Origin of the sequence: Glaciecola punicea, from assembly GCF_001756615.1 — a bacterium.
Classification (GTDB): domain Bacteria; phylum Pseudomonadota; class Gammaproteobacteria; order Enterobacterales; family Alteromonadaceae; genus Glaciecola; species Glaciecola punicea.
Genome location: NZ_LZXY01000009.1, coordinates 45,634 through 72,613 on the forward strand (window position 1 = coordinate 45,634; position 26,980 = coordinate 72,613).

29 protein-coding genes and 1 other RNA gene are annotated in these 26,980 nt (G+C 43.0%); 12 read left to right on the forward strand and 18 right to left on the reverse strand.

Annotated features, from left to right (window positions below; genetic code table 11):
- The first annotated feature begins 61 nt into the window (after window positions 1-61).
- Complete coding sequence (gene arcB, locus BAE46_RS11035) at window positions 62-2,419, forward strand: aerobic respiration two-component sensor histidine kinase ArcB (protein WP_006003032.1); 2,358 nt, start codon at window positions 62-64, stop codon at window positions 2,417-2,419.
- A 49-nt stretch (window positions 2,420-2,468) separates the two neighbouring features.
- Here arcB and mgtE read toward each other — a convergent pair whose 3' ends face one another.
- The 12 genes from mgtE to BAE46_RS11095 form a co-directional block, all read right to left on the reverse strand.
- Complete coding sequence (gene mgtE / locus BAE46_RS11040) at window positions 2,469-3,827, reverse strand: magnesium transporter (RefSeq protein ID WP_006003030.1); 1,359 nt, start codon at window positions 3,825-3,827, stop codon at window positions 2,469-2,471.
- Window positions 3,828-3,840: 13 nt separating this feature from the next.
- Entirely contained in the window at window positions 3,841-4,113 is a 273-nt protein-coding gene (locus BAE46_RS11045) for an HPr family phosphocarrier protein (protein WP_006003028.1), read from the reverse strand.
- Window positions 4,114-4,139: 26 nt separating this feature from the next.
- Window positions 4,140-5,054, reverse strand: coding sequence for an RNase adapter RapZ (gene rapZ, locus BAE46_RS11050; RefSeq protein ID WP_006003026.1), 915 nt, complete (start codon window positions 5,052-5,054; stop codon window positions 4,140-4,142).
- 31 nt (window positions 5,055-5,085) lie between these two features.
- Window positions 5,086-5,529 carry a PTS IIA-like nitrogen regulatory protein PtsN gene (gene ptsN, locus BAE46_RS11055; RefSeq protein ID WP_040520029.1) on the reverse strand — a complete coding sequence of 148 codons (444 nt, stop codon included), beginning with the start codon at window positions 5,527-5,529 and terminating at the stop codon, window positions 5,086-5,088.
- A 7-nt stretch (window positions 5,530-5,536) separates the two neighbouring features.
- Entirely contained in the window at window positions 5,537-5,824 is a 288-nt protein-coding gene (gene hpf / locus BAE46_RS11060; RefSeq protein WP_006003024.1) for a ribosome hibernation promoting factor, read from the reverse strand.
- Between the two features lie 25 nt (window positions 5,825-5,849).
- Window positions 5,850-7,379, reverse strand: coding sequence for an RNA polymerase factor sigma-54 (locus tag BAE46_RS11065; RefSeq protein WP_006003023.1), 1,530 nt, complete (start codon window positions 7,377-7,379; stop codon window positions 5,850-5,852).
- Window positions 7,380-7,528: 149 nt separating this feature from the next.
- Window positions 7,529-8,257 carry an LPS export ABC transporter ATP-binding protein gene (gene lptB / locus BAE46_RS11070; protein WP_006003022.1) on the reverse strand — a complete coding sequence of 243 codons (729 nt, stop codon included), beginning with the start codon at window positions 8,255-8,257 and terminating at the stop codon, window positions 7,529-7,531.
- A complete protein-coding gene (gene lptA, locus BAE46_RS11075; RefSeq protein ID WP_081483882.1) occupies window positions 8,254-8,916 on the reverse strand; it encodes a lipopolysaccharide transport periplasmic protein LptA in 663 nt (220 codons plus the stop codon). Before lptA ends, lptB begins: the two co-directional genes overlap by 4 nt.
- Entirely contained in the window at window positions 8,870-9,430 is a 561-nt protein-coding gene (gene lptC / locus BAE46_RS11080; RefSeq protein ID WP_006003020.1) for an LPS export ABC transporter periplasmic protein LptC, read from the reverse strand. Before lptC ends, lptA begins: the two co-directional genes overlap by 47 nt.
- Complete coding sequence (gene kdsC / locus BAE46_RS11085; protein WP_070112831.1) at window positions 9,427-10,017, reverse strand: 3-deoxy-manno-octulosonate-8-phosphatase KdsC; 591 nt, start codon at window positions 10,015-10,017, stop codon at window positions 9,427-9,429. Before kdsC ends, lptC begins: the two co-directional genes overlap by 4 nt.
- Window positions 10,017-10,979 carry a KpsF/GutQ family sugar-phosphate isomerase gene (locus BAE46_RS11090; protein ID WP_070112833.1) on the reverse strand — a complete coding sequence of 321 codons (963 nt, stop codon included), beginning with the start codon at window positions 10,977-10,979 and terminating at the stop codon, window positions 10,017-10,019. The genes kdsC and BAE46_RS11090 overlap by 1 nt, the downstream gene beginning before the upstream one ends.
- Window positions 10,980-11,037: 58 nt before the next feature.
- Window positions 11,038-11,994: a calcium/sodium antiporter gene (locus BAE46_RS11095; RefSeq protein ID WP_070112835.1), complete on the reverse strand. Its 957-nt coding sequence runs from the start codon at window positions 11,992-11,994 to the stop codon at window positions 11,038-11,040.
- A gap of 387 nt (window positions 11,995-12,381) precedes the next feature.
- Between BAE46_RS11095 and BAE46_RS11100 the strand changes: the two genes are divergently transcribed.
- The 7 genes from BAE46_RS11100 to murA are packed head-to-tail and all read left to right on the forward strand — an operon-like array spanning window position 12,382 to window position 17,172.
- On the forward strand, window positions 12,382-13,185 hold the full coding sequence (locus tag BAE46_RS11100; protein ID WP_006003015.1) for an ATP-binding cassette domain-containing protein: 804 nt from the start codon (window positions 12,382-12,384) through the stop codon (window positions 13,183-13,185).
- A complete protein-coding gene (gene mlaE, locus BAE46_RS11105) occupies window positions 13,182-13,967 on the forward strand; it encodes a lipid asymmetry maintenance ABC transporter permease subunit MlaE (RefSeq protein ID WP_006003013.1) in 786 nt (261 codons plus the stop codon). Before BAE46_RS11100 ends, mlaE begins: the two co-directional genes overlap by 4 nt.
- Window positions 13,968-13,979: 12 nt before the next feature.
- Window positions 13,980-14,504 (forward strand): outer membrane lipid asymmetry maintenance protein MlaD, encoded by a 525-nt coding sequence (gene mlaD / locus BAE46_RS11110; protein WP_006003011.1) that lies wholly within the window; start codon window positions 13,980-13,982, stop codon window positions 14,502-14,504.
- Window positions 14,505-15,278, forward strand: coding sequence for an MlaC/ttg2D family ABC transporter substrate-binding protein (locus tag BAE46_RS11115; RefSeq protein ID WP_006003008.1), 774 nt, complete (start codon window positions 14,505-14,507; stop codon window positions 15,276-15,278). It abuts the gene before it with no gap.
- A 2-nt stretch (window positions 15,279-15,280) separates the two neighbouring features.
- Window positions 15,281-15,595, forward strand: a complete 315-nt coding sequence (locus tag BAE46_RS11120; protein ID WP_083256866.1) for an STAS domain-containing protein — start codon at window positions 15,281-15,283, stop codon at window positions 15,593-15,595.
- A 53-nt stretch (window positions 15,596-15,648) separates the two neighbouring features.
- On the forward strand, window positions 15,649-15,897 hold the full coding sequence (locus tag BAE46_RS11125) for a BolA family protein (protein ID WP_006003005.1): 249 nt from the start codon (window positions 15,649-15,651) through the stop codon (window positions 15,895-15,897).
- Window positions 15,898-15,906: 9 nt separating this feature from the next.
- Window positions 15,907-17,172 carry a UDP-N-acetylglucosamine 1-carboxyvinyltransferase gene (gene murA, locus BAE46_RS11130; protein WP_006003003.1) on the forward strand — a complete coding sequence of 422 codons (1,266 nt, stop codon included), beginning with the start codon at window positions 15,907-15,909 and terminating at the stop codon, window positions 17,170-17,172.
- Window positions 17,173-17,243: 71 nt separating this feature from the next.
- Here the strand turns inward: murA and BAE46_RS11135 are convergent, their stop codons facing one another.
- The 3 genes from BAE46_RS11135 to BAE46_RS11145 form a co-directional block, all read right to left on the reverse strand.
- Complete coding sequence (locus BAE46_RS11135; protein WP_070112837.1) at window positions 17,244-18,326, reverse strand: trypsin-like peptidase domain-containing protein; 1,083 nt, start codon at window positions 18,324-18,326, stop codon at window positions 17,244-17,246.
- Between the two features lie 213 nt (window positions 18,327-18,539).
- Window positions 18,540-19,898 carry a DegQ family serine endoprotease gene (locus BAE46_RS11140; protein WP_006002999.1) on the reverse strand — a complete coding sequence of 453 codons (1,359 nt, stop codon included), beginning with the start codon at window positions 19,896-19,898 and terminating at the stop codon, window positions 18,540-18,542.
- An 86-nt stretch (window positions 19,899-19,984) separates the two neighbouring features.
- Window positions 19,985-20,443 carry a ZapG family protein gene (locus tag BAE46_RS11145; RefSeq protein ID WP_006002997.1) on the reverse strand — a complete coding sequence of 153 codons (459 nt, stop codon included), beginning with the start codon at window positions 20,441-20,443 and terminating at the stop codon, window positions 19,985-19,987.
- Between the two features lie 201 nt (window positions 20,444-20,644).
- On the opposite strand from BAE46_RS11145, the gene zapE reads away from it, so the two are divergent.
- From zapE to rnpB, 3 genes are all read left to right on the forward strand, one after another.
- A complete protein-coding gene (gene zapE / locus BAE46_RS11150) occupies window positions 20,645-21,742 on the forward strand; it encodes a cell division protein ZapE (protein ID WP_006002992.1) in 1,098 nt (365 codons plus the stop codon).
- 209 nt (window positions 21,743-21,951) lie between these two features.
- Window positions 21,952-22,668: a YebC/PmpR family DNA-binding transcriptional regulator gene (locus tag BAE46_RS11155; protein ID WP_006002991.1), complete on the forward strand. Its 717-nt coding sequence runs from the start codon at window positions 21,952-21,954 to the stop codon at window positions 22,666-22,668.
- 78 nt (window positions 22,669-22,746) lie between these two features.
- Window positions 22,747-23,135: RNase P RNA component class A (gene rnpB / locus BAE46_RS11160), an RNA gene on the forward strand.
- An 83-nt stretch (window positions 23,136-23,218) separates the two neighbouring features.
- Here the strand turns inward: rnpB and BAE46_RS11165 are convergent.
- Window positions 23,219-23,866 (reverse strand): response regulator, encoded by a 648-nt coding sequence (locus BAE46_RS11165; RefSeq protein WP_006002990.1) that lies wholly within the window; start codon window positions 23,864-23,866, stop codon window positions 23,219-23,221.
- Window positions 23,859-25,019: a sensor histidine kinase gene (locus BAE46_RS11170; protein ID WP_006002989.1), complete on the reverse strand. Its 1,161-nt coding sequence runs from the start codon at window positions 25,017-25,019 to the stop codon at window positions 23,859-23,861. Before BAE46_RS11170 ends, BAE46_RS11165 begins: the two co-directional genes overlap by 8 nt.
- 161 nt (window positions 25,020-25,180) lie before the next feature.
- Between BAE46_RS11170 and BAE46_RS11175 the strand changes: the two genes are divergently transcribed.
- Window positions 25,181-25,924 carry a hypothetical protein gene (locus BAE46_RS11175; protein ID WP_141567192.1) on the forward strand — a complete coding sequence of 248 codons (744 nt, stop codon included), beginning with the start codon at window positions 25,181-25,183 and terminating at the stop codon, window positions 25,922-25,924.
- Window positions 25,925-26,057: 133 nt separating this feature from the next.
- Here BAE46_RS11175 and rdgC read toward each other — a convergent pair whose 3' ends face one another.
- Entirely contained in the window at window positions 26,058-26,963 is a 906-nt protein-coding gene (gene rdgC / locus BAE46_RS11180) for a recombination-associated protein RdgC (RefSeq protein WP_070112839.1), read from the reverse strand.
- Window positions 26,964-26,980 lie beyond the last annotated feature (17 nt).

The following is a 26,980-nucleotide window of genomic DNA, read 5'->3' on the forward strand; positions in this document are numbered from 1 at the left end:
CATCCAAAATTAATTTATGCTGTGTCATCACGGCGGTGCCTTGCTAAGGTTTAATAACACTATGTTCTCAAAATTATCGAGCGATTTATGGGCGATCAAAGTATCTCAAATGGTCAAAAATTTGGGAACGGTCAAAGTCAGCGTGTTGTTCGTTTTATTCACACTTTGTTTCACTATCTTAGGCTCATACTTGGTTCGCTTAGTGCTTGGCAGCGAGATCCACACGAACGATTTTTTAAGCGCAATTGTATTGACCCTTGTTGGCGCGCCATGCTTGTTATTATTCTTTGGGAAATTAATTACACAATTAGAGCACTCTCGAATCAATTTAGAAGAAGCAGTTAGTCAGTTAGAACGCTTGCGTCGTCATGACGTTATTTTAAACAGAGAACTCCAAAATAATATTCGCCAGTTGAACTATGAAATTGAGCAGCGCAAAAAAATTCAACTGGAGCGTGAAGCGTTGTTTAGAAAACTGGAACAAGAAATAAAAGAAAAGTCTGAGCAGGAGCTTGAAGCCCGCAGGCTATCGACTCTTACTCGCTCTATCATTGATGCTTCGCCAGACCTTATATACTACCGCAATGAAGAGGGTCGCTTTGAAGGTTGTAACAAAGTAGCTGAAGACTTAACCGGAAAGTCTCAAGAAGAGCTCATGGGGCTTACGCCCCATCAGGTATACGACGTTGACCTTGCTAGACAAGTGGCAGCTTCTGACCAAGAGGTCTTAGAAACCAACGCGCCTATTACCGAAGAGCTATGGCTGAAATTTGCAGATGATCGTCGCCGATATTTTGAAATGCGCAAGGTGCCATTTTTTGATCATAATGGAAAACGTCTGGGTTTACTTGCCTTTGGTCGAGACATGACAGAGCGCAAACAGTCCCAGCTTGCGATTGAACAAGCAAGTAAAGATAAAACAAGGTTTATAGCGACCATTTCACACGAATTGCGTACGCCACTAAATGGCATTGTTGGCCTGTCTCGTATGTTGCGCGACACTAAATTAGACGCTGAACAATTTGAATGGGTAAGTACTATTTACGCAAGCGCCATTACCTTAGGCAACATATTTAACGATATTATAGACCTTGATAAACTTGACCGCGACAAAGTAGAAATGCAATACAAAACAGTTAGTACGGTTAACTTTATTAACGAACTCGCCAGTATCATTAAGTTATTGGCGGCTGATAAGGGCTTAAGCTTCAACTGGGAAATTATTGAGCCGGTGCCTGTTGCGTTTGAAGCAGACGGCACAAGGCTTAGGCAAGTGCTGTGGAACATACTGTACAATGCCGTGAAATTCACTGTGCAGGGCTCGGTATCACTCACGATGTCTGCAAAAATACACTCTGAAAGCCAAGCCGACATTACTTTTACCATTCAAGACACCGGAATTGGCATTGAAAAAAACCAGTTTGAGAAGATATTTGCGATGTATTATCAGGTGCAGCGAGAAGATTTCCAGTCGGCTACTGGCACTGGTATTGGCCTAGCCATTTGTAAGCAAATGGTCGATAAGATGAACGGCAGCATAAAGGTAAACAGCGCGCTCAATGAAGGTACCTGCTTTGAAATTAAGCTGCCTGTTAGCACCATAAATCAAACTCCAGAACTAGAGGAGCTCCGGGTAACTGGTTTACGTATCTTGCTGGTGGAAGATATTGAGTTAAACGTGATGGTCGCAAAAGCTTTGCTAGAGAAACTCGGTCAGCATGTTGCTGTAGCTATGACCGGTCAAGAAGCTATCGATATGGTGAGGCAAACAAGTTATGATCTTATATTGCTCGACATACAGTTGCCAGATATGACCGGGTTTGACGTAGCCCGGATTTTGCTCGAAGAAGACTTAGTGCTAAGAACACCAATTGTGGCCTTAACGGCTAATGTTATTAAAACAAGGCAAGAATATCTGGAAAATGGCATGGACGATATCATTTCTAAACCGGTGAAAAAAAGTAGAATAGTACAGGTGTTTAATGAGCTCTTTGCAGGTGAAGTGCGCAACAACCTGCCTTCACAGAGTAGCCGTCCAAAGATGATTATTGAGCAAGAGTCTCAAAAAGTACTCGATTTAGATCTACTCACTATGCTTATTGAGACTATTGGAGAAGGTTTGATAGAGGCAAGCTTGGCTGTTTTTGAAGACAAAATTCCAGAGTATATGGAAATATTAAATGTATCGTTGGCAGCAGACGATAAAGACGAGGTATGTTCTCAGGCACACAAAATAAAAGGTGCAGCAGGTTCGGTAGGGCTAGACAGAGTGCAAAAAGCAGCGAATATGATCCAGCAAGGTGATCATCCGGCGTGGTGGGAAAATGTGCATGAGTGGGTTGAGCAATTGCAAATGGCTATAAGCAAAGACGTTGTGTATTTGCATGAGTGGTTAAAGCAGCATCAATTTGATGACTAAGCATGGGTGTGCATTTCGCATAGTTTAATAGGGTATTATGTGACTATTTTCACATCAAAAACAAAGTAGCGGTGCCTAAAAAGGCAAATATACCTACTACATCGGTAATAGTAGTGAGGATAACACTGCCGGCTAGCGCGGGGTCTATCTTCATCTTTTTCATGATAATAGGCAGTGTGGCCCCGGCTAAGCCAGCGGCTATCATGTTAATCATCATCGCAAATGCAATTACGCAGCCTAACATGTAGTCTTGTTTCCAAAGGGCAATAACAGAGGCAATTAAAACCGCCCAAATGATGCCATTGAAAAAGCCAATGGCAAGCTCCTTTCTGACTAACCACAGTGCGTTGGCATCAGTAACATGGCCCACCGCCATTCCCCGTATAACAAGCGTTAATGTTTGATTACCCGCAACCCCTCCCATGCTGGGCACAATAGTATTTAATATTGCTAATACCGCCAGTTGGCTTAATGTTTCTTCAAACATGTCACTAACGGCTGCCGCTAACAGGGCAGTAACTAAGTTAACGCCCAACCAGACTGAGCGTCGTTTTGTAGACTGCCCGACTGGTGCAAAGGTATCTTCTTCGTCTTCAAGTCCAGCCATACTCATCATGGAGTGCTCAGCGTCTTCTCGGATAATATCAACCACGTCGTCTATCGTGATCCGTCCTACGAGCTTGCCGTCTTCGTCAACAACTGGAGCCGATAGCCAATCGTAGCGTTCGAACATGCTGGCCACTTCACGTTCTTCCATATTGACCGTTAGTGCTTCAGGCTCATCGTCCATAATATCTTCTACATTTACATCCGGGCTTGATGTTAATAAGCGTGAAAGAGATAGGGTGCCTATTAGAAAATCATGCCTGTTTACTACATATAGGGTGTCAGTGTTTTCAGGCAGCTCAGCTTTTAAGCGCAAGTATCTTATGACCACGTCTACCGTTACTTCACGCCTTAAGGTAATAGTGTCGGTATTCATGATAAAGCCGGCCGTATCTTCACCGTAAGACATTGCTTTTTCGGCGCGCAAGCGGTCTTGTGCATCCATTGTGGCAAGAATATTATTGAGTACATTTTCGGGCAAGGAGCTTAATGTTTCAGCTAAATCATCGGTGTCCATATCTTCTAGCGCATCTACTACCCTGGAAGGGATCATCTTCCCTATGATGCCGTTTCTGACGTCTTCAGACAACTCTTCTAGTACGTCACCGTGAAAGTCAGCGTCAAGCATTTGCCACAAAATATCGCGGGTTTTCGTGGGCGATGACTCAAGCAAAAGGGCAACATCACCTGCCGCAATATCGTGTAAAAGTTTACGAACACGCACAAACGCACCGGCGCTCAACGATTCGGAAATAGATGACAGTGTGGCTTGAGTATTCGATATATCGGTAGTTTCGGGCATGCGCTTCGTGTGTTTATTCACCTTCGTCAAATTTATTTGCGATAAGATTCTCGATGCTTTGCATCGCAAGTTCTGCGTCATTGCCATTGCATATCAGTGTGACTTGTTTACCCTGACTGCTTTGCAACATTAACAGAGCCAAAACACTATTAGCTGGCGCTTGCTCTGTTCCTTGCTCTAGCACAATATCACAGTCGTAGCTATTCGCTAGTTGTACAAGCTTTGTTGCTGCTCTTGCGTGCAAACCTAGCTTGTTCACTATAGTCAGCGTTTTTTTTAGCTTCATCGTAATTTTGCTCGCCAAGGTTACATTTATGACTCGTTTTGCACGTTTATGTTTGGCTCTACACTACTACTTGAAGTGGGTTTGCGTAGCGGCTTTGATATGCCAATTTCACGGTGTTTAACCTGTACGTCACCGTGACTACTTTTAAACGCTTCTGCTAAGGATTGCGCAACATAAACTGACCGGTGTTGCCCGCCAGTGCAGCCAATGGCTATTGTGACGTAGGAGCGGTTGTTACGCTCCAAATGCGGCAGCCAAGTTGTGATGAGATTCTGAACTTGCCAAATAACTTTCATCACCAAAGGCTGACCCGATAAGAATAACTCAACGGGACCATCTAAGCCATTCATTGGGCGTAAATCAGGATCCCAGTGGGGGTTGGGTAAAAACCGCACATCAAACACATAATCTGCGTCTTTAGGGATGCCATATTTAAAGCCAAAAGATTCAAATACAATCACCAGATCAGAGCTTTTTTTACCCAGTACCCTTTCACGAATAAGTTCGGCTAAATCGTGCACCGTAAGTTTGTCAGTATTTATATGCAGATCGGCTCTTTCGGCCACGGGCACTAGTATTGCGCGTTCTTCGTCTATGGCATCTACAAGTGAGTTACTGCGCTTGAAAAGAGGGTGCAGGCGACGCGTTTCGCTATAGCGTTTTAATAGGACATCGTCGCTGGCATCCAGGAAGATTATCGTGATTTCCCAAAATTCGGGTAAATATTCTAGCAATTCGTTAATTTCGTTTTCAGATTTTGGCATATTACGTACGTCTATGCTAACCGCTACTAATTCGTGCTGCTCTACAATTGTATGGGTCAAGGTAGGCAGCAGCGACACTGGAATATTATCGACACAATAATAGCCAAGGTCTTCTAATGAGCGAAGTGCAATGGACTTGCCTGAACCTGAACGCCCACTAATAATGAGAAGTTTCATATGTTGCCCTTTAGGAATTGCGTTTAAGCACTTATATAAGCGCGGCTACTAATTCGTTTTTGGTGGTCGCTTTCCTGATTGTTTTTACGGTGTCTTTATTACTGAGTTTTTTGGCAATGCCTGATAAAGCTTGCAGGTGCTTATCAGTTTGCTCTTCGGGCACAAGTATTGTAAAGAAAATATCAACGGGTTTACTGTCAATAGCATCAAAATCGATTGGCTGATTAGTGGTTATGATGACCGCAATCATATTGTTTAAGCCCTTAATTTTACCATGTGGTATGGCAATGCCGTGACCTATGCCGGTGCTGCCCATTTTTTCGCGGGCTAGCAAGCTAGCTAATACTTCAATTTGGTCTAATTCAGGAGATTGCGCAACGGCCATTTCGGAAATTATTTCGAAAATCCGTTTTTTACTGTTGCACTGAACCGCGCATTGAGTGCGGTCCAGTGAAATTATGTCGTTAATTATCATGAGTGGCTTAGTGACGTTTGAGTTTTTCTTTATGTTTTATAACCTGTCGGTCAAGCTTATCAATAAGACCGTCTATTGCAGCATACATATCTGTATGCTGTGAGTTTGCAAAAACTTCACCTCCTTGTAAATGCAAAGTTGCTTCTGCTTTTTGTTTGAGTTTTTCAATGTTAAGGATAACGTGCACGTTGCTGATGTGGTCGAAGTGGCGCTCTAATTTTTCAAACTTTGTGTTGACATAGTTACGTAGCGATTCTGTTATTTCGACGTGATGACCGGTCAGGTTTATTTGCATAATTTTAATCCTCTAATGTTTAGCCTTAGACAAGGCTCTTACGTTGATTCGAAGGCGGAATGTGTAACGATTCTCGGTATTTTGCAATTGTCCGCCTAGCAACATTAATGCCTTGATCGGCGAGCATCTGCGCAATCTTACTATCACTTAAGGGTTTATGAGCAGGCTCCACGGCAACCAACTTTTTAATAAAAGCACGGATGGCGGTAGAAGAGCAATTCTCACCAGAATCTGTGGATACGTGCGACGAGAAAAAATATTTCAGTTCAAAAATACCACGAGGCGTATGCATATATTTCTGCGTGGTCACGCGCGAAATCGTTGATTCATGCATGTCTACCATTTCAGCAACATCATTTAGTACCATGGGCTGCATCTTCTCTGGACCTTGCTCGAAAAACTCTCGCTGCTTAGCAACAATACAATGAGAGACTTTTAGCAAGGTTTCATTGCGGCTCTCTAAGCTTTTAATAAACCATTTTGCTTCTTGTAAATGAGACTTTATATATTGCGAATCGTTCGGATTTTTCGTCGATTTCGATAGCTTTGCGTAAGTTTCATTCACAGTAAGCGCGGGCAAGGCCTCGTTATTTAGTTCAACAGTCCACACACCTTTCTTTTTGTACACGTTTACGTCGGGTACAATGTACTCTGGTTCAACCGTTGATATGCAACTGCCAGGGCGTGGGTTCAGTGTTTTTAATAAGCGCATTACCTCACGCAGTTGGTCCTCTTTAAGGCGTGTCTTACGCATTAAGGTTCGATAATCTTTGCTTGCCAGTAAATCGGAGTGCTCTTCAATTATATTGCGCGCTTGATTTAACCACGGGGTGTCATCACTAAATTGTAGCAGTTGCACTAGCAAGCACTCTTTAACTGAACGTGAACCTGAGCCAACAGGGTCAAACATCTGAATGCGTTTGAGCACACACTCAACTTCGTCTAAATCTATATCTTCGTTGTCTAAGCTGTCTAATATTTCATCACTGCTAACGGTCAAGTAACCCGACTCATCAATTGAGTCGATAATTGCAATGGCGATAGATATGTCGTTGTCACTGAAGTGGGTAAGCTCTACCTGCCACATTAAATGGCCTTGGATTGATTCGGTGGTTTCGCCTTGAAAAACATAGTCGTCGTCAGGATTTGACCCGGTCATGCGCGATGGTGCTGAGGTAGACCCTAAATATTCCTCCCACGAGTGATCAAGCGGTAGGTCATCTGGAAGATTTCTATTTTCAAGCGCATCGTGAGTGTCCATGGTGTCGGGTACGTCAGTATCGCCGTTTGCCATGCCGGTATCGTTGTTGTTAGTCGCCTCAGCACTAATCGACGCTTGTTCTTTGTCGGTGCGAGAGTCAAGCGTTTGGTTGTCGTCAAGTGAGGCGTTGTCTTGGTCATGCTCAGCCATTTCGAGCAAGGGGTTTGATTCAAGTGCTTCTTGGATTTCTTGTTGTAGGTCAAGCGTTGACAACTGCAGTAGTTTAATCGCTTGCTGTAGTTGAGGCGTCATTGTGAGCTGCTGACTAAACTTAAGCTGTAACGAAGGTTTCATTAACGTCCTTCCACTAATTTAATGCGATGTATGTGCATAGACGACTTTAATATCTCCGATATAAGAAACGCGGTTTCCACTAATATTTTTAGGTAACTGCAATTATTATTAACAACGCCCTGCCTGCATAGTAGCGTTTTACGGGGCCTTTACAAGGAGAATTGCTCGCCTAAATAAACATCTTTTACTGTCTGATTAGCAAGTACTTCTTGCGAAGTGCCCGCCGCTATTAACTCGCCGTGACTTACAATATAGGCTTTCTCACATACGTCTAAGGTGTCTTTTACGTTGTGGTCGGTGATTAATACACCGATACCACGTTCTTTAAGCTGGTAAATAATTTTTTTAATATCATTAACCGATATTGGATCAACACCAGCAAAGGGCTCATCAAGCAAAATGAACTTTGGGTTTGCAGATAGGGCGCGAGCTATTTCGACGCGCCGCCTTTCGCCCCCTGACAGGCTCATTCCAAGGCTATTGCGTATATGGTTAATGTTAAAATCGTCAAGTAGTTCGTCGGCTATTTGTTCGCGCTGATCGTTCGATATATCCTTACGCGTTTGCAGTATTGCCATCAGATTCTCATAAACGGTGAGTTTTCGAAATATTGAGGCTTCTTGGGGCAAATATCCAATGCCTTGTCTAGCTCGCTCGTGCATGGGCTGAAAACTTAAGTCAACTTGATCTATAAAAATGCCGCCTTTGTCTAAGGGAACCAGACCTACTATCATATAGAAAGTGGTCGTTTTGCCTGCGCCATTAGGTCCTAATAAACCTACTATTTGGCCGGTAGAAACCTCGATACTGACGTCGCGGACTACTTGTCGGGATTTATACGACTTGGCTAAATTTTTGGCGTATAGGGTACTTCTCACGGTTGATCCTCGCGTTTTTTTTCTGCTTCATCCGCTTTTTCATCAGAAGAAAATGCGCCTGGGCTTAACACGGTAGTGACGGTAGCATCGCTGTTAGCGTCGGTCGACGCCATAATCTGTTGTTTAGCCATGTCAAATGCAATGGAGTCGCCGTTAACCTGAACATCTTTTTGTTTGATTGATGCATTACCTTTTAATAAAATAGTTTGAAACTCAACGTTGTATTGAATTTCATTTGCACTGGCAATCACAATCGAACCATCCTCTAGTTTTTGTTGGTAACTAGCTGGTTTACCCCTTGCAGTAATAATTTCTTTTCCTTTTCCTGCGGTCGCATCGGCGATGACTTGATCCGCTAAAATTTCGAGGCTACCTTGCTTAATAACAACGCTGTCCTTAAAAATAGAAGTCATCTTTTTACCGTCCAAAGATTGCTCTCTTGAACTTGCCGTTACCGGTAATAAAAAATCGTTCTCAATATTGCTGCCTTCACTGCCCAACGTCGCTATTTCGGCTGCATCGGGCAGTTGGTCTAGGTCTGGTGTTTGCGTACCATTCGCCGAAAAACCAAAGCTTAGAAGCATACCTAACAATGCAAATGCCAAAATTTGTTTAGCGCACTGGATTAAATTCGGTTTGTACATGTTCTTTAAACTCATATTGTTGTGTCGTTAAATTGCCAAAGATACCTATGCTTTTAAGCTCAAAATTAAGGCCGCTTATAGTAACTTTTTGATCTGAGCTCAAGGTTTTGTCTACTATATTAATTTCAATATATTCAGTTCTTATTTCCTTAATATACTCTTGAGATCGTAAATTCACAATCTTGACATTATTCTCTAATTGAATTCTGTTGTTGCTGTAAATCGTGCCTTCGCCTGCTGTTACCTGCCATGGCTGTCCGTCGTCTAAATATAGTGTATAGACAGGGTTTTGGAACACCGCGAAACCGAGTGCCTCGTAGTGGTCCATTTTTGTAGCGGCAACCTGATGGCTTAGTCTTCCTTCCTTATCAAATGATTTACTATTTAAGTTTACAGCTTGGTAGTTAGGAATAAGCTCAAGATTACTATCATCTGTTGTTAGCTGCTCTTCTTCTTCGAATAAAATGGGTACATACAGCACCAGTACTATGGTAAAAACTAGTGCTATGCTCCAGCTGATACGATTCATATACTAGCACCATGTATGGTGCTAAGTAGGTTGTTTGCTTGTAAAAAAAGGTCACAGACTTCACGCACTGCACCTTTGCCGCCACCGAGTGTGGTGATGTGATTGGCTTGTTTTTTCACTAAAGGGTGCGCGTCTTGCACAGCTATTTTAATCGCACTTAAAGTAAACATGCCTAAATCAGGCATGTCATCGCCTACGCTGGCAACTTGATGGCTTTGATAGTCGCTTAACTGCATAAGTTCAGTCAATGCTGCGTACTTATCTTCACGCCCTTGCAGTAAGTAATGGACATTCAAGGAGCGCATTCGTTGCTCAACAATGGCCGATTTTCTGCCGGTAATAATGCCCACGCTAATGCCACATTTTGCCAGTGCTTTTACACCGTAACCGTCTTTAGTGTTGAAAGCTTTAAATTCTTCATTGTTGTTACCTAGGTAAATTTGACCGTCACTAAAGACACCGTCTACATCAAACACGACCAACTTCACTTGTTTGCATTGCTCAAAGAAATCATTTGATACGGTTTGATATAAGGTTTGTGTATTGGACTTCACATCGGAGTTTATATCGGGGTGTATATTGGGCATCAGACAACTCCTGCTTTTAACAGCATGTACATACTAAGTGCGCCGGTGGGCTGCTTTTCATCGTTCAACACAAACAAGGCGTTAATGCGATTATTTTGCATTAAGTTCACCGCATCTACCGCCAGTGAACTGGCTGATGTACTGACACCGCCAATAGTCATTACCTTGCTTACCGATGTTTCATGAATGTCGATGCGCTTATCTAAAGCCCTGCGTAAATCACCGTCGCTGAATATTCCTACCAAGATGTTGTTTTCATCGACAATTGCAGTCACGCCTAAACCTTTGGATGAAATGTCTAATAAAGCCTGCTTGACAGTGGCAGTTACTGGTGTGGTGGGCACGGCGTAACCGTTTACCATAACATCGGCAACGGTAAGTAATAAACGCTTGCCTAAAGCACCGCCTGGATGAGAAAAGGCGAAATCTTGTGCGGTAAAGCCTTTTGCCTCCAGCAAGGAAATCGCTAATGCATCACCTAGCACCAAGGTAGAGGTAGTGCTAGTCGTGGGCGCCAAGCCTAAGGAGCAAGCTTCTGTTTGTACGCCAAGGGCTAGCACTACGTCGGCAAACTTGGCTAAACTGCTGTCGCCATTATTGGTAATAGCAATTATAGGTACTTGAATGCGTTTGATAGAAGGTAGTAGTCCCACTAGTTCATGGGTTTCGCCCGAATTTGATATTGCAATCACTACATCATCTTTGCCCAGCATACCAAAGTCGCCGTGGTTAGCCTCACCTGGATGCATAAAAAAAGACGGGGTGCCAGTGCTTGCAAAAGTGGCCGCCATTTTGTTGCCAATATGCCCAGATTTTCCCATGCCCGACACCACCACTTTACCTTTGCACTGCATTAAAATATCGCAGGCAAGGGTGAAATTTTCATCGAGGCTTTCTTTCAAATGCGAAAGCGCCTCAATTTGATTGTTAAACGTACGGTGCGCAGATTGTAAGTAAGTCATATATTAGCCACTATGCAGTTGTAGTGTTAAATGATATACCTCTATTCACATAAATATTTCATGCAAAAAGAATGTATTGATAGCCGATAAAAATCACAAGAAAAGTGGCAGCTTCAAAGCGGTTTATTCGCCGAGAGCCGCGCAAATTAAAGCAAAAAACGAATAAAAGAATAGACAAGCCTAGCATTACCAGCGAATCTCGGTTAGCAACACTTTCATCTATTACCCCCGGTGCGATTAGCCCAGGCATGGCGAGCACGGCCAGTAAGTTGAAAATGTTGGAGCCAATAATGTTCCCCAGAGCAAGGTCGTCTTCGCCTTTTAGTACGCTTGCTACGCATGCAGCAAGTTCGGGTAAACTTGTTCCTATAGCGATGATAGTGAGTCCTATTACTAAATCGCTTATGCCGAAGTGTTTAGCAATAACCACCGCTGAATCGACTAAAAAGTGAGCGCTTGTAGGCAGTAAGATTAGCCCTACCGCTACCCAAAATATAGCGGTGCTCATGGCTACGTCACTCGGTACATCGGTTCCTGCTTCGGCCACTAATGGGTCGTTTTTTTCTACAGTAAAAGAAAGAACTGCCATCCCTGCAATGACTAATACAAAAAGCGTAATTAACACAATACCTTCAATCCTAGACAATTCATTGTCGGCAAGAAAATAAACACCAATTAAAGTGATCACAAGCATGATGGGCAACTCGCGTTTTAGTGTGGTAGACGACACTACTAGTGGCTTGATAAGTGCCGTTATGCCAAGCACCAACGCGATGTTGGTAATATTTGAGCCGATTGAATTGCCCACTGCAGTATTGGTGTTGCCTGCGAAAGACGCGGTTGCAGCGACCATAATTTCAGGCGCAGAAGAACCCATTGCTACAATAGTTAGGCCAATCATCATAGGGGCGACGCCTATGTTTTTAGCAAGGGCGGAGGCGCCGTAAACAAACCGGTCGGCGCTCCAACTAAGGACTAAAAGCCCTAGAACGAATATCACGAAATTAACAATCACTGCTGAATTCTTCTTTTATTTATGTGTAGAGTAGCTTACGTAAAGTGTAGCGATTTCAGGCTAGAAAATCACAAAAAAATAGAAATAAATATGCTATATCGATAATATATACGTTTTGTTACGTATTTCACACGCTAACAAGCTTGAAAAGCGGTAAACTAACCCAACATCTTCGGGGTCTGCATTTTTATAGGCAGTTGTAATTGTTCAAAAACGCCTAATTCACCTCGACCAGCTAAGCCTAATAAGGTGTTCTATTAAGCTGGCGCAATGTGCTTTAAAATTAACATATTCGTGCATGTATGTATGAACTATTCTTAATGATAACAGCCAAAGTAAAAGCGTAAAATAAAGATTAGAAAACAATGGAGTTTTAAAAAAGTTCGGATGTCTGAAAATATAGTTTCAATTACCGATATGCAGTTCTATCGGGGCGAACGCGAAATTTACAAAGACATTTCTTTGTCGGTTGAGCGTGGTAAAATTACGGCCATTATGGGGCCCAGTGGGATTGGTAAAACGACTTTATTGAAGCTCATTGGTGGGCAGTTAACCCCAAATCGCGGCAGTATAATCTTTCAAGGCGACGACGTGCATAAAGTCTCACGCAATCGTTTGTATGAAATGCGCCGAAAAATGAGCATGCTGTTTCAAAGTGGTGCCTTATTCACCAATATGTCGGTTTTTGACAATGTAGCCTACCCACTTCGCGAACACACTAAACTCGACGAGTCTATTATAGAAACGCTTGTTAAGCTTAAATTAGAAGCGGTAGGTTTGCGTGGTGCGGCGCAATTGCTGCCTAATGAATTATCGGGCGGAATGGCAAGGCGAGCTGCCTTAGCGCGTGCAATTGCGCTTGATCCAGAACTCATAATGTATGACGAACCCTTCGCTGGACAAGATCCCATTTCAATGGGCGTGCTAGTCAAACTAATAAAAGCCTTGAATAAAGCATTAGATCTTACTTCCATCGTGGTTACGCACGATGTGAAAGAAGTATTGGGTATTGCTGATTATGCCTATATTATGGCGAATAAAACGATTATAGGTGCAGGTACGCCTGAGCAAATAAAAAACTCTGATTCACCTTTAGTTCAACAGTTTTTGCGAGGGGACGCCGATGGCCCTGTGCCATTTCATTTTCCTGCTAGCCCCGTTGAAGCCGACTTGGTAGGAGACTCAGCGTGAATTTTTTAGTTAATTATTTTTCAGGGTTAGGTAAGTCAACGCTTAATCGTGTTAACGGCGTTGGTGCCGCGTCTATCATGCTTTATGGCGCCTTGTTTGCTTTTCCGCAATGGAAGAATATACGCCTAACCATTTCCCAAATTTACATTGTTGGCGTGCAGTCCTTGCTTATTGTTATGGTGTCAGGATTGTTTATCGGCATGGTAATGGCGCTGCAGGGTTATACGATACTTGTTAACTATGGCGCTGAGGGAAGCTTAGGCCCCATGGTTGCGCTGTCAATCTTAAGGGAGCTTGGGCCTGTGGTTACGGCACTTTTATTCGCGGGTAGAGCGGGTTCAGCGCTAACCGCCGAAATTGGATTGATGAAAGCAACAGAACAACTCAGTTCGCTAGAGATGATGGCAATTGATCCGCTTCGTCGCGTGGTATCGCCGCGCTTTTGGGCGGGAATTATTAGTTTACCTATGCTAACGCTTATATTCTCAGCGATTGGTATTTTAGGCGGCCATTTAGTAGGGGTTGACTGGCTTGGTGTTGACGCTGGTAGTTATTGGTCAATCATGCAGGCAACCGTGGAATGGGATAAAGATGTGGTAAACGGCATAATAAAAAGTGCAGTTTTTGCCTTGGTTATTGTGTGGATTGCGCTTTATAAAGGATATTCTTGCATCCCAACCTCCGAAGGTATTAGTCAGGCTACCACGCAAACCGTTGTGTATTCGTCACTCGCAATACTTGGATTAGATTTTATATTAACCGCTTTAATGTTCGGCATTTAGCTAGGATTATCAATGACCACAAGAAAAACAGAAACTTTAGTAGGCTTGTTTGTTGCACTTGCTATTGCAGCGACAATGTTATTAGCTTTAAGGGTTGTCAACCAAGGAATGGCCGGCAACAGTGAGACATTCACTGTCAAGGCCCGTTTTGACAATATTGGCGGCTTAAAACCACGCTCTTCAGTTAAAGTGGGCGGTGTTGTGGTTGGCCGCGTCGAGCGCATTTATTTGCACAAAACGGATTTGGTGCCTATTGTTGAACTACAAATATCAACCGAGTATGCCAACACTTTCCCTGACACGAGCAGCTTGTCTATTCTAACATCGGGGCTTTTAGGCGAGCAATTTATTGGCTTGTTACCGGGTTTCATTTTTCCAGAAGACTTGGCCAGAATAGAAGAGGACAAGGTGTGTGAAACTACTAGCTTAAATAATTGTCCATATTTGACAGAAGGTGAAGAAGTTTTCGATACTAAGTCTGCACTCATACTTGAAGATCTAATTGGCCAGATACTGTTTAAACAAGGAAGCGAATAATTGAAAACTCTTACTAATGCGACAATTGCTTTGCGCTCTCTTACTTTGTTATCGGCGCTTGTGATGTTTACCACCTCTGGTGCTGTTGTTGCTAACACTTCTTTAGCTAATCCGGTGAATCCATCGGCTCAGTTAGTATCTGTAGAAAAGATTATGGTGGCGCAAGACGACCCTTATCTAATGATAGAGCACGCTGGATCAAATACATTCGCACGCATAAAACGAGAGCAAGAACAGATTAAGCAAGATCCTGAAAACCTGCGTACTATTATGGAAGAAGAATTGATGCCATATATAGACCACCGCTTTTCTGCATTTAAAGTGCTTGGCAAATATGCTCGGCAAGTTGAAAAGAAAGAGTTATTTGAGTTTGTGTCGGTTTTTCGCGAGTACCTAATAACTACCTACGCTGTTGCAATGGGCTACTATGACGATCAGGCGGTTGAATTTGATCCCCCCAGAGATTTCGGTGATCGCGGTGATGTTACGGTACGCGCCGTGATTAAAGACGATGATCGTCCCGACATAAAAGTTGCGTTTAAGGTACGAAAAGATCCTAGAAGCGGCAACTGGCAAGCATATGACATGATTGCTGAGGGCATAAGTCTTTTGTCTAGTAAACAGTCTGAGTTTGAAAGTATATTGCGCAAAGAGGGGATCACGAAAGTTATTGAGCTTATGCGCGAAAATATTAGACGACCTATCGTGTTGAACAATGGTGAAGCGAAAACTGAAGAAAAAGCATCTTTGAACGAGGGTGAAAAAACAGAGTGAAAATGACACTGAGTTTATCCTCTACTAACAACGATACTGCCTGTTTATTGATAAGCGGAGAGTTAGACCAAACAGTCCTCGTGCACGACTATTGGTCAACCCTTGCCGATAAGGACAAGCAGGAACTTGTGGGTGAAGGCAATCTGAAAATAGATTTAGCGCAAGTAGCGCGCGCAGACACAGCGGGACTAGCATGGCTAATTAATGTGGTAAAAGACGCAAAAGTAAACAAAGTAAATGTGAGCTTTGCAAACGTTCCTGATAAACTCCTTAATCTTGCGCAATTGAGTGGCGCTAACACAATCTTAACGCGATAGAATCCTTTTAAATATCTGAGTGTTATCGTTTACAATATTAATTTAGGAAGATTATGACTAACGAAGAAATTGCGCAAATGCTAACAAGCGTTTTGAGCTTACAAGAAGTGAAGGTGAAGAGTGAAGGCACTCACTTTCAAATTATTGCGATTGACGATCGGTTTGAAGACATGAGTCGTGTTAAAAGGCAGCAGTTTGTATATGCCCCTTTATCCGAGCTTATTTCACAGGGCACCATTCACGCAGTCTCCATAAAAACATTCGGTACCGCTCAGTGGCAGCGCGAAAAGTTATTTAATTAGGATTTCACCGTGGATAAACTAATAATTAAAAAAAGTCCTCCTTTACATGGCACTGTCACCATATCGGGGGCAAAAAACGCAGCGCTCCCGGTACTTATATCTAGTTTGCTTGCCAACAGTGCTTGTACCTTTACTAATGTGCCCAACCTTCGCGACATTACGACCACTATTTTATTGCTCAGAGATTTTGGCGCTAAAGTAAATCAAATAAGTGCAAACTCGCTTGAAATTGATGCCAGTGAACTTGACAGTGTCACCGCGTCTTATGAGCTAGTGCGCACCATGCGTGCTTCGATTCTGGTACTAGGTCCACTGCTTGCTAAGTATGGTAGAGCAAATGTATCGCTGCCTGGTGGCTGCGCTATTGGGGCTCGTCCCGTGAATCTTCATCTTAGCGGTCTTGAAAAAATGGGTGCTAAGGTCGACGTTGAAGAGGGGTATGTAAGAGCTTCTGTTAATGGCAGGTTGCAAGGCGCGCGAATTTTTATGGATATGGTAAGCGTAGGTGCCACGGAAAACTTAATGATGGCAGCATCTCTTGCCCAAGGCCAAACGATACTTGAAAACGCAGCACGAGAGCCCGAAATTGTCGATTTGGCTAATTGTATTAATGCCATGGGTGGAAAAGTGCGCGGCGCCGGTACGGATAAGGTTATTATCGACGGTGTCGAAACGCTGAACGGATGCACATACGATATTTTGCCTGACCGCATCGAAACAGGTACTTTCTTAGTTGCAGCGGCGGTAACGAGAGGTTCTATTCGCTGCGAAAAAGCAGCGCCTGCTACACTCGATGCCGTGCTTAGCAAACTAGAACAAGCCGGTGCGGTAATTAAAACTGGGCCTGACTGGATAAGCCTAGACATGAAAGGTAAAGCGCCGAAAGCGGTCAGTCTTAAAACGATGCCTCACCCAGGTTTTCCCACTGACATGCAAGCCCAATTTGTAACCTTAAACGCAGTCGCAGTTGGTAATGGTGTTATTACTGAGACAATTTTTGAAAACCGCTTCATGCATGTGCCTGAATTGCACAGAATGGGCGCACAAATTGAGTTAGAAGGTAATAATGCAGTCACTCAAGGCTCTTCTAAACTTAAGGGCGCACAAGTAATGGCAACTGATTTACGTGCGTCAGCAAGTTTAATTATTGCGGGTTTAGTAGCTGAGGGTGAAACTATTGTTGATAGAATTTATCATCTTGATAGAGGCTACGAGGCAATTGAAGCCAAATTAGGCGGACTAGGCGCGCATATAGAGCGTGTGAGCGTTAAATAAGCATACCGATTGTGAAGATCTTATAATGCTCAAGCGTAAAACTAGCAGTAGCCGTCTTGACGTTTAGGCTCTCAGCTGTTGAACACCATGTCGGGATTTAACTCACCCACCGTAACGGTCATGGTAATAAGCTCGTCATTGCGACTCACAACAAGTTCTAGCTGAGCCCCAGGGCGAGTGCCTGCGATTAGGTCTAAGGTTTTTGACAAATCAATTGTGTCTTCCCCATTCACTGACAACAACAAGTCATTCACCCGTAAACCCGCTTCTGCGGCTGGGCCATTAGGCGCTACGCTTTCGACCAAAATCCCACGGTTGTCATATCCGTTACCACTAAAACCTAACTGTCCTCTGCGTACTCTACCATTATCAATAATTTCGTCCATTACGCGCTTGGCTAATGGGTAGGGCAGCGCAAAGTTAACACCGTTCACATCCTGTACCCTGCGGCGACTGTCGAGTGTTTTGAAATTAGCATTGGTAATGCCGACTAAGAATCCATTTGAATCGATAAGCGCACCGCCTGAATTACCGGGGTTAAGCACAGCGTCGGTTTGTATGCGGTCAAAGTAATTAGCAAGGCCATTGCGACCTAAGCGACTCACAATGCCAGAGGTGACTGTTTGGCCCAAATCTAGAGGGTTGCCGATGGCCATAACAACATCGCCTACACGTAAGTTGGGCTCTTCTACTTGGGGTATTACCGGTAAATTTTGTTCAAATATTCGCAATACAGCTAAATCGGTAATCTCGTCAAAACCGACTAACTGAGCGGGTAAAAAACGTCCGTCTTGAATGCTTACATAAATACTATCAGCGTTTCTGATCACGTGATAACACGTTAATAAGTAGCCGTCTTCACGCATTATTACGCCCGAGCCTAAATTTGTTCTTTCTATCGGGCGGCTTCTAAATAATCGGTTTGAATTCTCTAGACTAACGCTATATATGTTAACAACGGCAGGGGCGCTGATGGCGAGTGCGTCGTAATAGCTTAAACGTTGCGGGACGTTGCGCTCTTGATTTAACCAGTTTAATTTTAAACCTTCCCCTTGCCGAAACTCAGGAAAAAGAAACAGTAGTAAAGCGGCGACTACCACACCAAGAATGATAGGTTTTAGTAACGCTAGCAAAAACCGAGGGAACAAAGACATAGCATTTACAATCCAAAAACGGTGACAATCACCTGCTCAACTGGCCAAATTATAGCAAATTCATGTGTTTAAGCATAGTCTTTACACTTGTCCGTTTTCTAAACTGCTTGTAAAGGCTTAATAAGTAGCGTGTTTTCAGGTGGAAATAAAAAAGGCCTATCAGTATTGATGGACTTTTACACGCACAAATTTAAGTCGACTAAACGTAGTATCTTAGCGTATCACAATGTACAAATTACTATTACCGCGCTTAACATTCAGTGCTATTACATCTTTTTTATCTGCGATCCGCTCTGTCAGCTCGCTAATATTATCGACCCGGTTACGGTTGACGCCTACAATAATATCGTCTTCACGTAAGCCTATTCCCGCTGCGGGCGAACTCTCAGCTACTTCATCTATAATGACTGCGTCTTTACCGTCGCTGTCTTTACCATTGCTTAAAGTTGCACCTTCTAGTGCTGGGTGTACCTCTTTAGCTTCAGCTAGAGCGGCGGCAGCGGCGTCTAGTACCACGTCTACTTTCTGCGTTTTACCAGCGCGAATGACTGTCAGCTCTACTTCTGCACCAGCACCTAAGCTGGCTATTTTTGCCCGTAGTTCGTTAAAGCCTGATAGGCTGTTGCCATTAATTTCGGAGATGATGTCACCTGCTTGTAAGCCTGCTTTTTCCGCGGCAGTGCCAGGCGCTACTTCGTTAACAAACGCACCAATATTTACTTGAGAATTGAATGCTTCGGCTAAACCTGCATCAACATCGCGACCAACAATACCCAGCAGGCCTCGTCTTACTTCTCCAAACTCAATTATTTGATCAACCAGGCTTTGCATCATATTGCTAGGAATGGCAAATCCTATGCCAACGTTACCACCGTTTGGACCAAAAATAGCGGTGTTTATGCCAACTAACTCGCCGCGTAAATTAACTAAAGCGCCGCCGGAGTTACCTCTGTTAATTGCAGCATCGGTTTGAATGAAGTCTTCGTAACCACCAATGTTCAAGCCTGAGCGACCTAAAGCACTCACAATGCCAGAGGTTACCGTTTGGCTAAGACCAAAAGGGTTGCCTATAGCAACGACAAAATCACCCACGCGAAGGTTGTTTGAGTCTGCAACTTTAAGCTCGTTTAAGCGCTCCGCGTCTATTTGCAGCAGCGCGATATCGCTTTGCTCATCAGCGCCTAATTTAGTCGCGACTAGCTCACGCCCATCGGTGAGTTTCACTAAAATTTCATCCGCGTTGTCTACCACATGATTATTAGTCACAATGTAGCCTTTGCTTGCATCAATAATTACACCCGAGCCTAACCCTCGGAAAGGTCGCTCTTGTGCTTGATTATTAGGTGCGCCAAAGAAGTACCTAAACATTTCGGGAACTTGCTGCCTGGTTGGCTGGGTGCCTTTAACTGCTATACTGACTATGGCTGGTGTTGTACCTTCTAGCATGGGCGCCAAAGAAGGTAGTTCATCTTTAGAAAAAAATGGAATGCCTGCTAAAGCAGTTGCGGAAGTTGCAGCAACAAAAGCTGCAGTCAGAAGTACAAAAGCAGCTTGGCGGATAGCTTGTTTCATGTATGAATATGCTCCTAAATTTAAATACCTTGGATTTTACTACCTAGTACAGACCCTAATTTAGGGGCGTTAGTTCACATCTCAAGCTAATTGGATGATTTCTCCCCCTTCTTAGCTGTTTGCGTTGCAGGTGACCCCACAAATACCCCTGAACCACTGTTGGCAAAATCCCTAGGCTGATTTTTACTTGACTCAGTCACTGTAATTTTATTTGGCTTACCTTCTGTATTACGTAAGAACATAGCGGTGTGTTCACCGAAAAATGTGCTTTTTGAAAAATCATCGTTATTAATAGTTAACGATTGCTCATATTCCTTTACGCTAGCCAGTAAACGATTAAGTTCAGACTCAAGCGTTTGAATAGAAACACGACTAGCTTCTAAGTGATTTCTGGCCTGCTGAGTAAGCATCGTTTTCAACTCAGATTCAGTCGACTGAGAAGCAGAACTTTTAGCTTTAGAAAGTGAATTAGCCCATAGCCAAGCAACTGTAAAACCCACAACTAAGCCAACAGCAATGCCAATAAATAATGCGAGAAGGTCCATGTAAAATTCCAAAAATAAAAATATTTGTTAGATCTTTTACTATAGTGGCGCGAGTTGCAAGCGCTATTTATGCTTATTTACGTAAATTTATGGGTGTGCTCAAACTTAATCTTCGTCAATGCTTTGCACACAGCTATTCAAATAAGCACTAGCCTTGTATAATTAGGGAAGAATGGATTATGCTAACAAAAAGGCGCATGAATGACCCCTTGGGAAAAGTACCAAGACGACTTATCTTTTATAAATTTTCAGTATGACGAAACACAAGAAAATGCAGTTAAAGAACTGCAGCGACTATATGATGAGCTTACTCAACTTAAAAAGAAACGGAAATGGCGTGTTACCTTAAAAGCGACCTTTGGCCGCAGTATGACAAAGCCGACTATTCAAGGCATCTATTTCTGGGGTGGTGTGGGGCGTGGAAAAACGTATTTAGTTGACACTTTCTACGAATGCTTACCTTTTGACAATAAAATGCGGGTACATTTTCATCGCTTTATGCAAAGAGTGCATCAAGAGTTAACACGCTTAGACAAGCAGCAAGATCCTCTTAAGATCATTGCTAAAAAGCTAGCGAATGAAACACGTATAATTTGTTTTGACGAATTTTTTGTATCCGATATTACCGACGCAATGATTTTAGGTACTTTGATTCAAGAACTTTTTTCTCATGGGATAGTACTGGTAGCAACTTCTAATATTGAACCTTCAGGTTTGTATAAAAACGGCCTGCAGCGTGCACGTTTTTTACCCGCTATTGATTTAATTAAACAACATACAAGAGTGGTTAATGTAGATAGCGGCAATGATTATCGTATGCGAACGTTAGAGCAGGCTGAAATTTATCATTTTCCCTTGGATAAACAGGCACAAGCAAACCTCAACGATTATTTCGAGCAGCTAAGCGCCGATAAGTATGATGTTAACGTAGCGATAGACATTGAAGGGCGCAAAATACCGGCGATGAAAAAGGCCGAGGGCGTTATTATGTTTGAATTTATGGCACTATGTGATGGTCCCAGAAGCCAAACTGATTACATTAGTATCAGTCGACAATATAAAACAGTGCTGTTAGCCAATGTGATGCAAATGGATGAGACTAACGACGACATCGCACGTCGCTTCATTGCTATGGTAGATGAATTCTATGATCGCAAAGTGAAGCTAATTATATCAGCTGAAGTCGATATGCAAGAATTGTATAAAAATGGCCGTTTAAGCTTCGAATTTCAGCGTTGCCTAAGTCGTTTGCAAGAGATGCAGTCACGCGAATATTTATCGCAGGCTCATTTGTTTTAGGCCTGCGTTAAGCTAATGTGCGCTGAGGCTGACAGTCTAAAAACCGTATCGAAAACTCAATTGCAATTATAGTCAGTAACCGTAATTTGCGCATAAATTAACTACACTACCTTTAACATTATATAATATTATCGTGATAGCTTTTCTATCAAAGCTATTAAAAGCATCATAAAAACATCATAAAAACATAAAACAGCGAAGAATTATTTATGGGAAGAAAATTTGAAGTAAGAAAATTGTCTATGGCGAAAACCCAAGGGGCAAAAACAAAAGTTTATTCGAAATATGGGAAAGAAATTTATGTTGTCGCCAAAAGTGGCGGCCCCGATCCAGACGCAAATCTGTCACTTCGCAGGCTTATAGAAAGAGCTAAAAAAGACCAAGTTCCAGGCCATGTCATTGATAAAGCAATTGAAAAAGCCGTTGGTGGAGCAGGTGAAGACTTTGTGCCTGCGCGCTATGAAGGTTTCGGTCCAGGTGGTTGTATGGTAATAGTAGACTGTTTAACCGACAACGCAAACCGCACCATTACCGACGTGCGTAACTGCTTCACTAAAACCGACAGTAAGTTAGGCGCTCAAAATTCATCTGCGTTTATGTTCGACCATCTCGCCATATTTGGATTTGACGGTGACGACGATGAGGTCATTCTAGAAGCGCTCATGGAAGCCGATGTAGATGTGACCGACGTAGAGGTAGATGACGGAAAAGTGACTGTGTTTGTGCCTGATACTGAATTTTTTAAAGCCAAGACGTCACTCTTTGAAAGTTTTCCAGATATTGAGTTTGATGTTGAGGAAATCTCGTGGGTTCCGCAAGATACAAAAGATATTAGCGAAAAAGACATGCCTATGTTTGAAAAGTTTATGGATATGCTGAACGACTGCGATGACGTGCAAAATGTGTATCACAACGCGAATGTGTGACATCAAGGTGTCGAGTAAGCTCTATAAAAGTAGCAATTTATATATATCCTATTCGACACATAGTTTATACTCTCGCCCAGAGTTGGCCAGACAATCGCTGCGAGTAGCCGGTAATGAAAATTATTGACTATTAGGGGAGGAAAGTCCGGGCTCCACAGGGCAGGGTGCCAGATAACGTCTGGGCGGCGCGAGCCGACGACAAGTGCAGCAGAGAGAAGACCGCCTGCACCGCGTAAGTGGCTCAGGTAAGGGTGAAAGGGTGCGGTAAGAGCGCACCGCATTGCTGGCAACAGTATATGGCGAGGTAAACTCCACTCGGAGCAAGACCAAATAGGTTCCCTTATGGCGCGGCCCGCGTTGGGAACGGGTAGGTTGCTTGAGCTATTAAGCGATTAATAGCCTAGACGAATGATTGTCATTCTTTGAAAGAAGTCTACAGAACCCGGCTTATGCGGCCAACTCTACTTTTACAAATGTTATGATGTTATTAAACAGTAGGGAGATTATTAGGTCCTACATAAACAATCGTAAACTCTGCTTAAAGTGACGTTTAAATCACCCCTAACTCAATTGCCTTTAGCACCGCCCGCGTGCGATCTCTAACCCCAAGCTTGCTTAATATGCTCGACACCTGATTTTTTATGGTGCCTTGTGATTTACATAAACTATCGGCCATTTCTTTGTTCGAGCAACCCGCTGCCATTAGCCTCAAAATTTCGGTTTCTCTTTTGCTCAAAGGTTCAGGCAGCTTGGCAGATTCAAATTCACCTTTTATGCCTTGTAAACCAGCAATAAGACGTTCAGTGATAGCCGGTTGTATTAAGGTGTCACCGTTGTGCACGGTTTCAATGCTCAGCACTAAGGTTTCAAGCGACACATCTTTAAGCAAGTAGCCTTTGGCGCCCGATTTGATAGCCTGCATAAGTGATTCGTGATCATCAAAGGTGGTCAGCATAATGACGGGAGTCTTAATCTGTTTTTCGCGCATGGCAATTAGCGCTTCAATACCGTTTAATTTTGGCATTCTTATATCCATAAGCACTACGTCGACCAGCGCGCTGTTGTGGTCTAAAAATGCCAAGGCGGCGACGCCATTTTCAGCCTCTCCCACTACGTTTATGAAAGGTGAAAGTCCTAACAGACTTTTTATACCATGGCGAACGAGGGTTTGGTCGTCTACTAATAATACCCTAATCATATTGACTCATGGGAATGAGTAATTGAGTGTAAAATTTACCTGCTTGTACTTTAAAGTCTACTTTGCCTTTTAATGCTGCGAGCCTTTCTCTAATACCGCGTAAACCGTTGCCTTCATAAATACTGTTAGGCATTTTGCCGTCGTTGCTAATGTCTAATTGAATCTGTTTATATTGATTAACTGAATCATTTGTTAATTCAGAATAAGCGAGTTTAATAGAAATGCTGTCACCATGCGCATGTTTGAGTGTGTTAGTAATGCTTTCTTGTACCGTTTTTATAATAGCGTCTGCAATTTGAATATCGTCAATTTGAATGTTCTGATCAATATGTAAATTCATCGACAGTTTGGGTAGTTTTTCCAGCATGCTGCGAATGCTGGTCTCTAAATCAAGCTTACCTTTATCGCGAATATCACTTACCGCTTCACGCACGTCGCTAAGCAATAGCCGCGCTAGTTGGTGGCATTGCTCTATTGAATTTTTTACGTCGCCTTCGGATTTTCGTGATGCTACCTGCAGATTAATCGTTAACGCGGTTAGGTGGTGTCCTAATAAATCGTGGATATTGCGCGCAATACGCATGCGTTCACCTTGCTTTACCGCTTCATTTAATAAAGACTGAGTGGCTTTGAGCTCTCTGGTGGTCAGTTCGGCCTGCAGACGAGCCTCGCGCTCTCGCAGCCCGGTGTCTACCATTACTAGTGCAAATATGTTGAATGTCCAAAATAGCAGAGTATTAACGATTACCGTACTTTGTCCCCAATAAAATGTGAATACGAAAAACAGGGGCAGGGCTAATATAGGCGATATCAAAATGGCTTGTCGAAAGGTCATAAAATAGCGCGTTACAGCGCTAAAAATTACCATAAAAATAGCGATGAAGAACACGGGAATAACGAAATAAATGCCTATTATTAAAAAATAGAGGGTGATGGCTAAGGTGCTTCTTTGAAAAAATGGCTTTTGGGGCTCGTGCTCACTCGCTACGCGGATATAAATGGCAAAGTAGATAATGCATAGCACCAATGCAAACGTAATATGAAATAGGCTAAACTTTTGCGATGTCCACATAATCCAAAGACTAAAGCTGGTAACAACCAGCCAAGTCACTGTCGCTGAAATTCTTTCCGCAGACATTTTTAAAATTTCCATAGGTTACTCTTCACATCGAATTTTCTGTAGCTTATCACCTTAGCGCCTGTGTGCAGTATAGGCCAAAAGTCATGATTTATAATATGACAAACGACACTTATTTAGTCATGCGCTATTCATTATGCTGTGTAACATCAAATCTAACTACACGAGAGACACGCATGTTACACATTCATTCAACGCTTTTCTTTTTACACATAGTAGTTGGCACCGCCGCCTTAATCTTATTTTGGGTGCCACTGTTGACTAAAAAAGGTCAGCTTAAACACAAGAAATTTGGTCGCGCTTATCGCAATGTAATGTATTGCGTTGCTGCCACGGGCGCCGTTATGGCGGTCATGGTTATTGCCATGCCCTTGGCTGTAAAGCCGCAGTTAGCCAATGCACCCAATGCGGCGATAGTAATAGAGAACGTGCGTTATTTCTGGTTGTTTTTACTGTATTTAGCCTTGCTAAGCTATACCACCACGCGCCATGGCGATGCGGTACTTAAAGCCGCTAACAATCGCAGTCTATTGCGCAAGGTAAGCTATGTAAGTCCCTTGGCTATGTTGGCACTGGGCGGGCTTGTATTTATAGCAATAGGCATTGTGCGCGAGCAGACCTTGCATTTGCTGTTCGGTATCTTAGGATCATGCGCGGGCATAAGTATGCTGCGCTACGTGCTATGCAACAACATTAGGCCTGGCGGCTACTTGCTTGAGCATATTGGCAGCATGATAGGCTCGGGTATTGGCGCATATACTGCATTTGCGGCTTTCGGCGGCCGACATCTTTTATCTGGCATTGGCGAGTATCAAATTATTTTCTGGATAGCGCCGGCTGTGTTGGGTAGCTTGCTGTCAGCACATTTAACGAAAAAATATAAAAAAGTATATCGTGTGGGAGAAATAGCGGAGGCGTAGAAAACAGAAAAAAGGCTCGCTTGATTAGGCGAGCCTTTCTCAACTTTCTGATGCTTCGTGTATAGCGCAAAGAAAGTTGAATGAAGGTAAGTTGGTTGTCTCAAATAACGTTGCTTAATATCAAACCGCTTGGCTAAATAGCGTCCCCTTCGCTAAGCGAAAAGACAGTATCTAACTCGGCAATAAACGCCTTCACTTCACTGCTAAACAACATAAAGTCTGCGTCAATTTTCAATGCTACGTTTTCTTTTTCAATATCTTCGTTTTGCTCAAGCACTATGTCAGTAAACTTCAAGCGCTTAATAGATAAGTCTTCGGCAATAATGCAGGTCAACTTTTCTTGAAAAGAAATCGCCAGCTTGTGTACCATTTTGCCCGCTTGCACATGATTAAGCACTTCTTGGGCGTCGAGATCTTGATTTTTACAGCGAATAGTTCCGCCGTCTTCCGCCGTTGACTGAAACTCTGCTTCATTGAGTATTTCAAAGCCAGCGGGGACGTCTTTTATCAACCAGTCGGTTAATACTTCTTGCTGCTGAGTTTTAGAAAAAGGCACTACGGGCAAACTGCCAATACACTTGCGTAAGCAAGACAAAACTGCTTCAGCGTTATTGTCAGAACTGGCGTCTACCACCACAATTTGTTGATCGATGGAAACAAACGCGTTAGTTACGCCAAATTTACTAAAAGCACGCGGTAAAAGACGCTGCGTAATTTCTTCTTTCAAATCTTTTTGCGCTTTTTTAGGCATAGGCGAGCCGGTTTCAGTTTCTACTTCACCGACTTTTTGTATTAGTTCACTATTAATCACGCTGGCAGGCAACAGCTTTTGCTCGCGCTTTAGACTGAATAAAAAGTCTTGATTGGCTTTGTGATATAAGTTTTCAGCTTTGGGAATGGGGCTAATCCAGCCTTTACTTTCTATGTCTTGTGAAGAGCAGGGGCGAAACGGCATGCTCTCAAGCATCGCTTGGAGTTGTTCTTCATCGAAGGCGAACTTACTGGTAAAACGATATACTTTTAAATTTTTAAACCACATACTCTTTTCACTTAGCC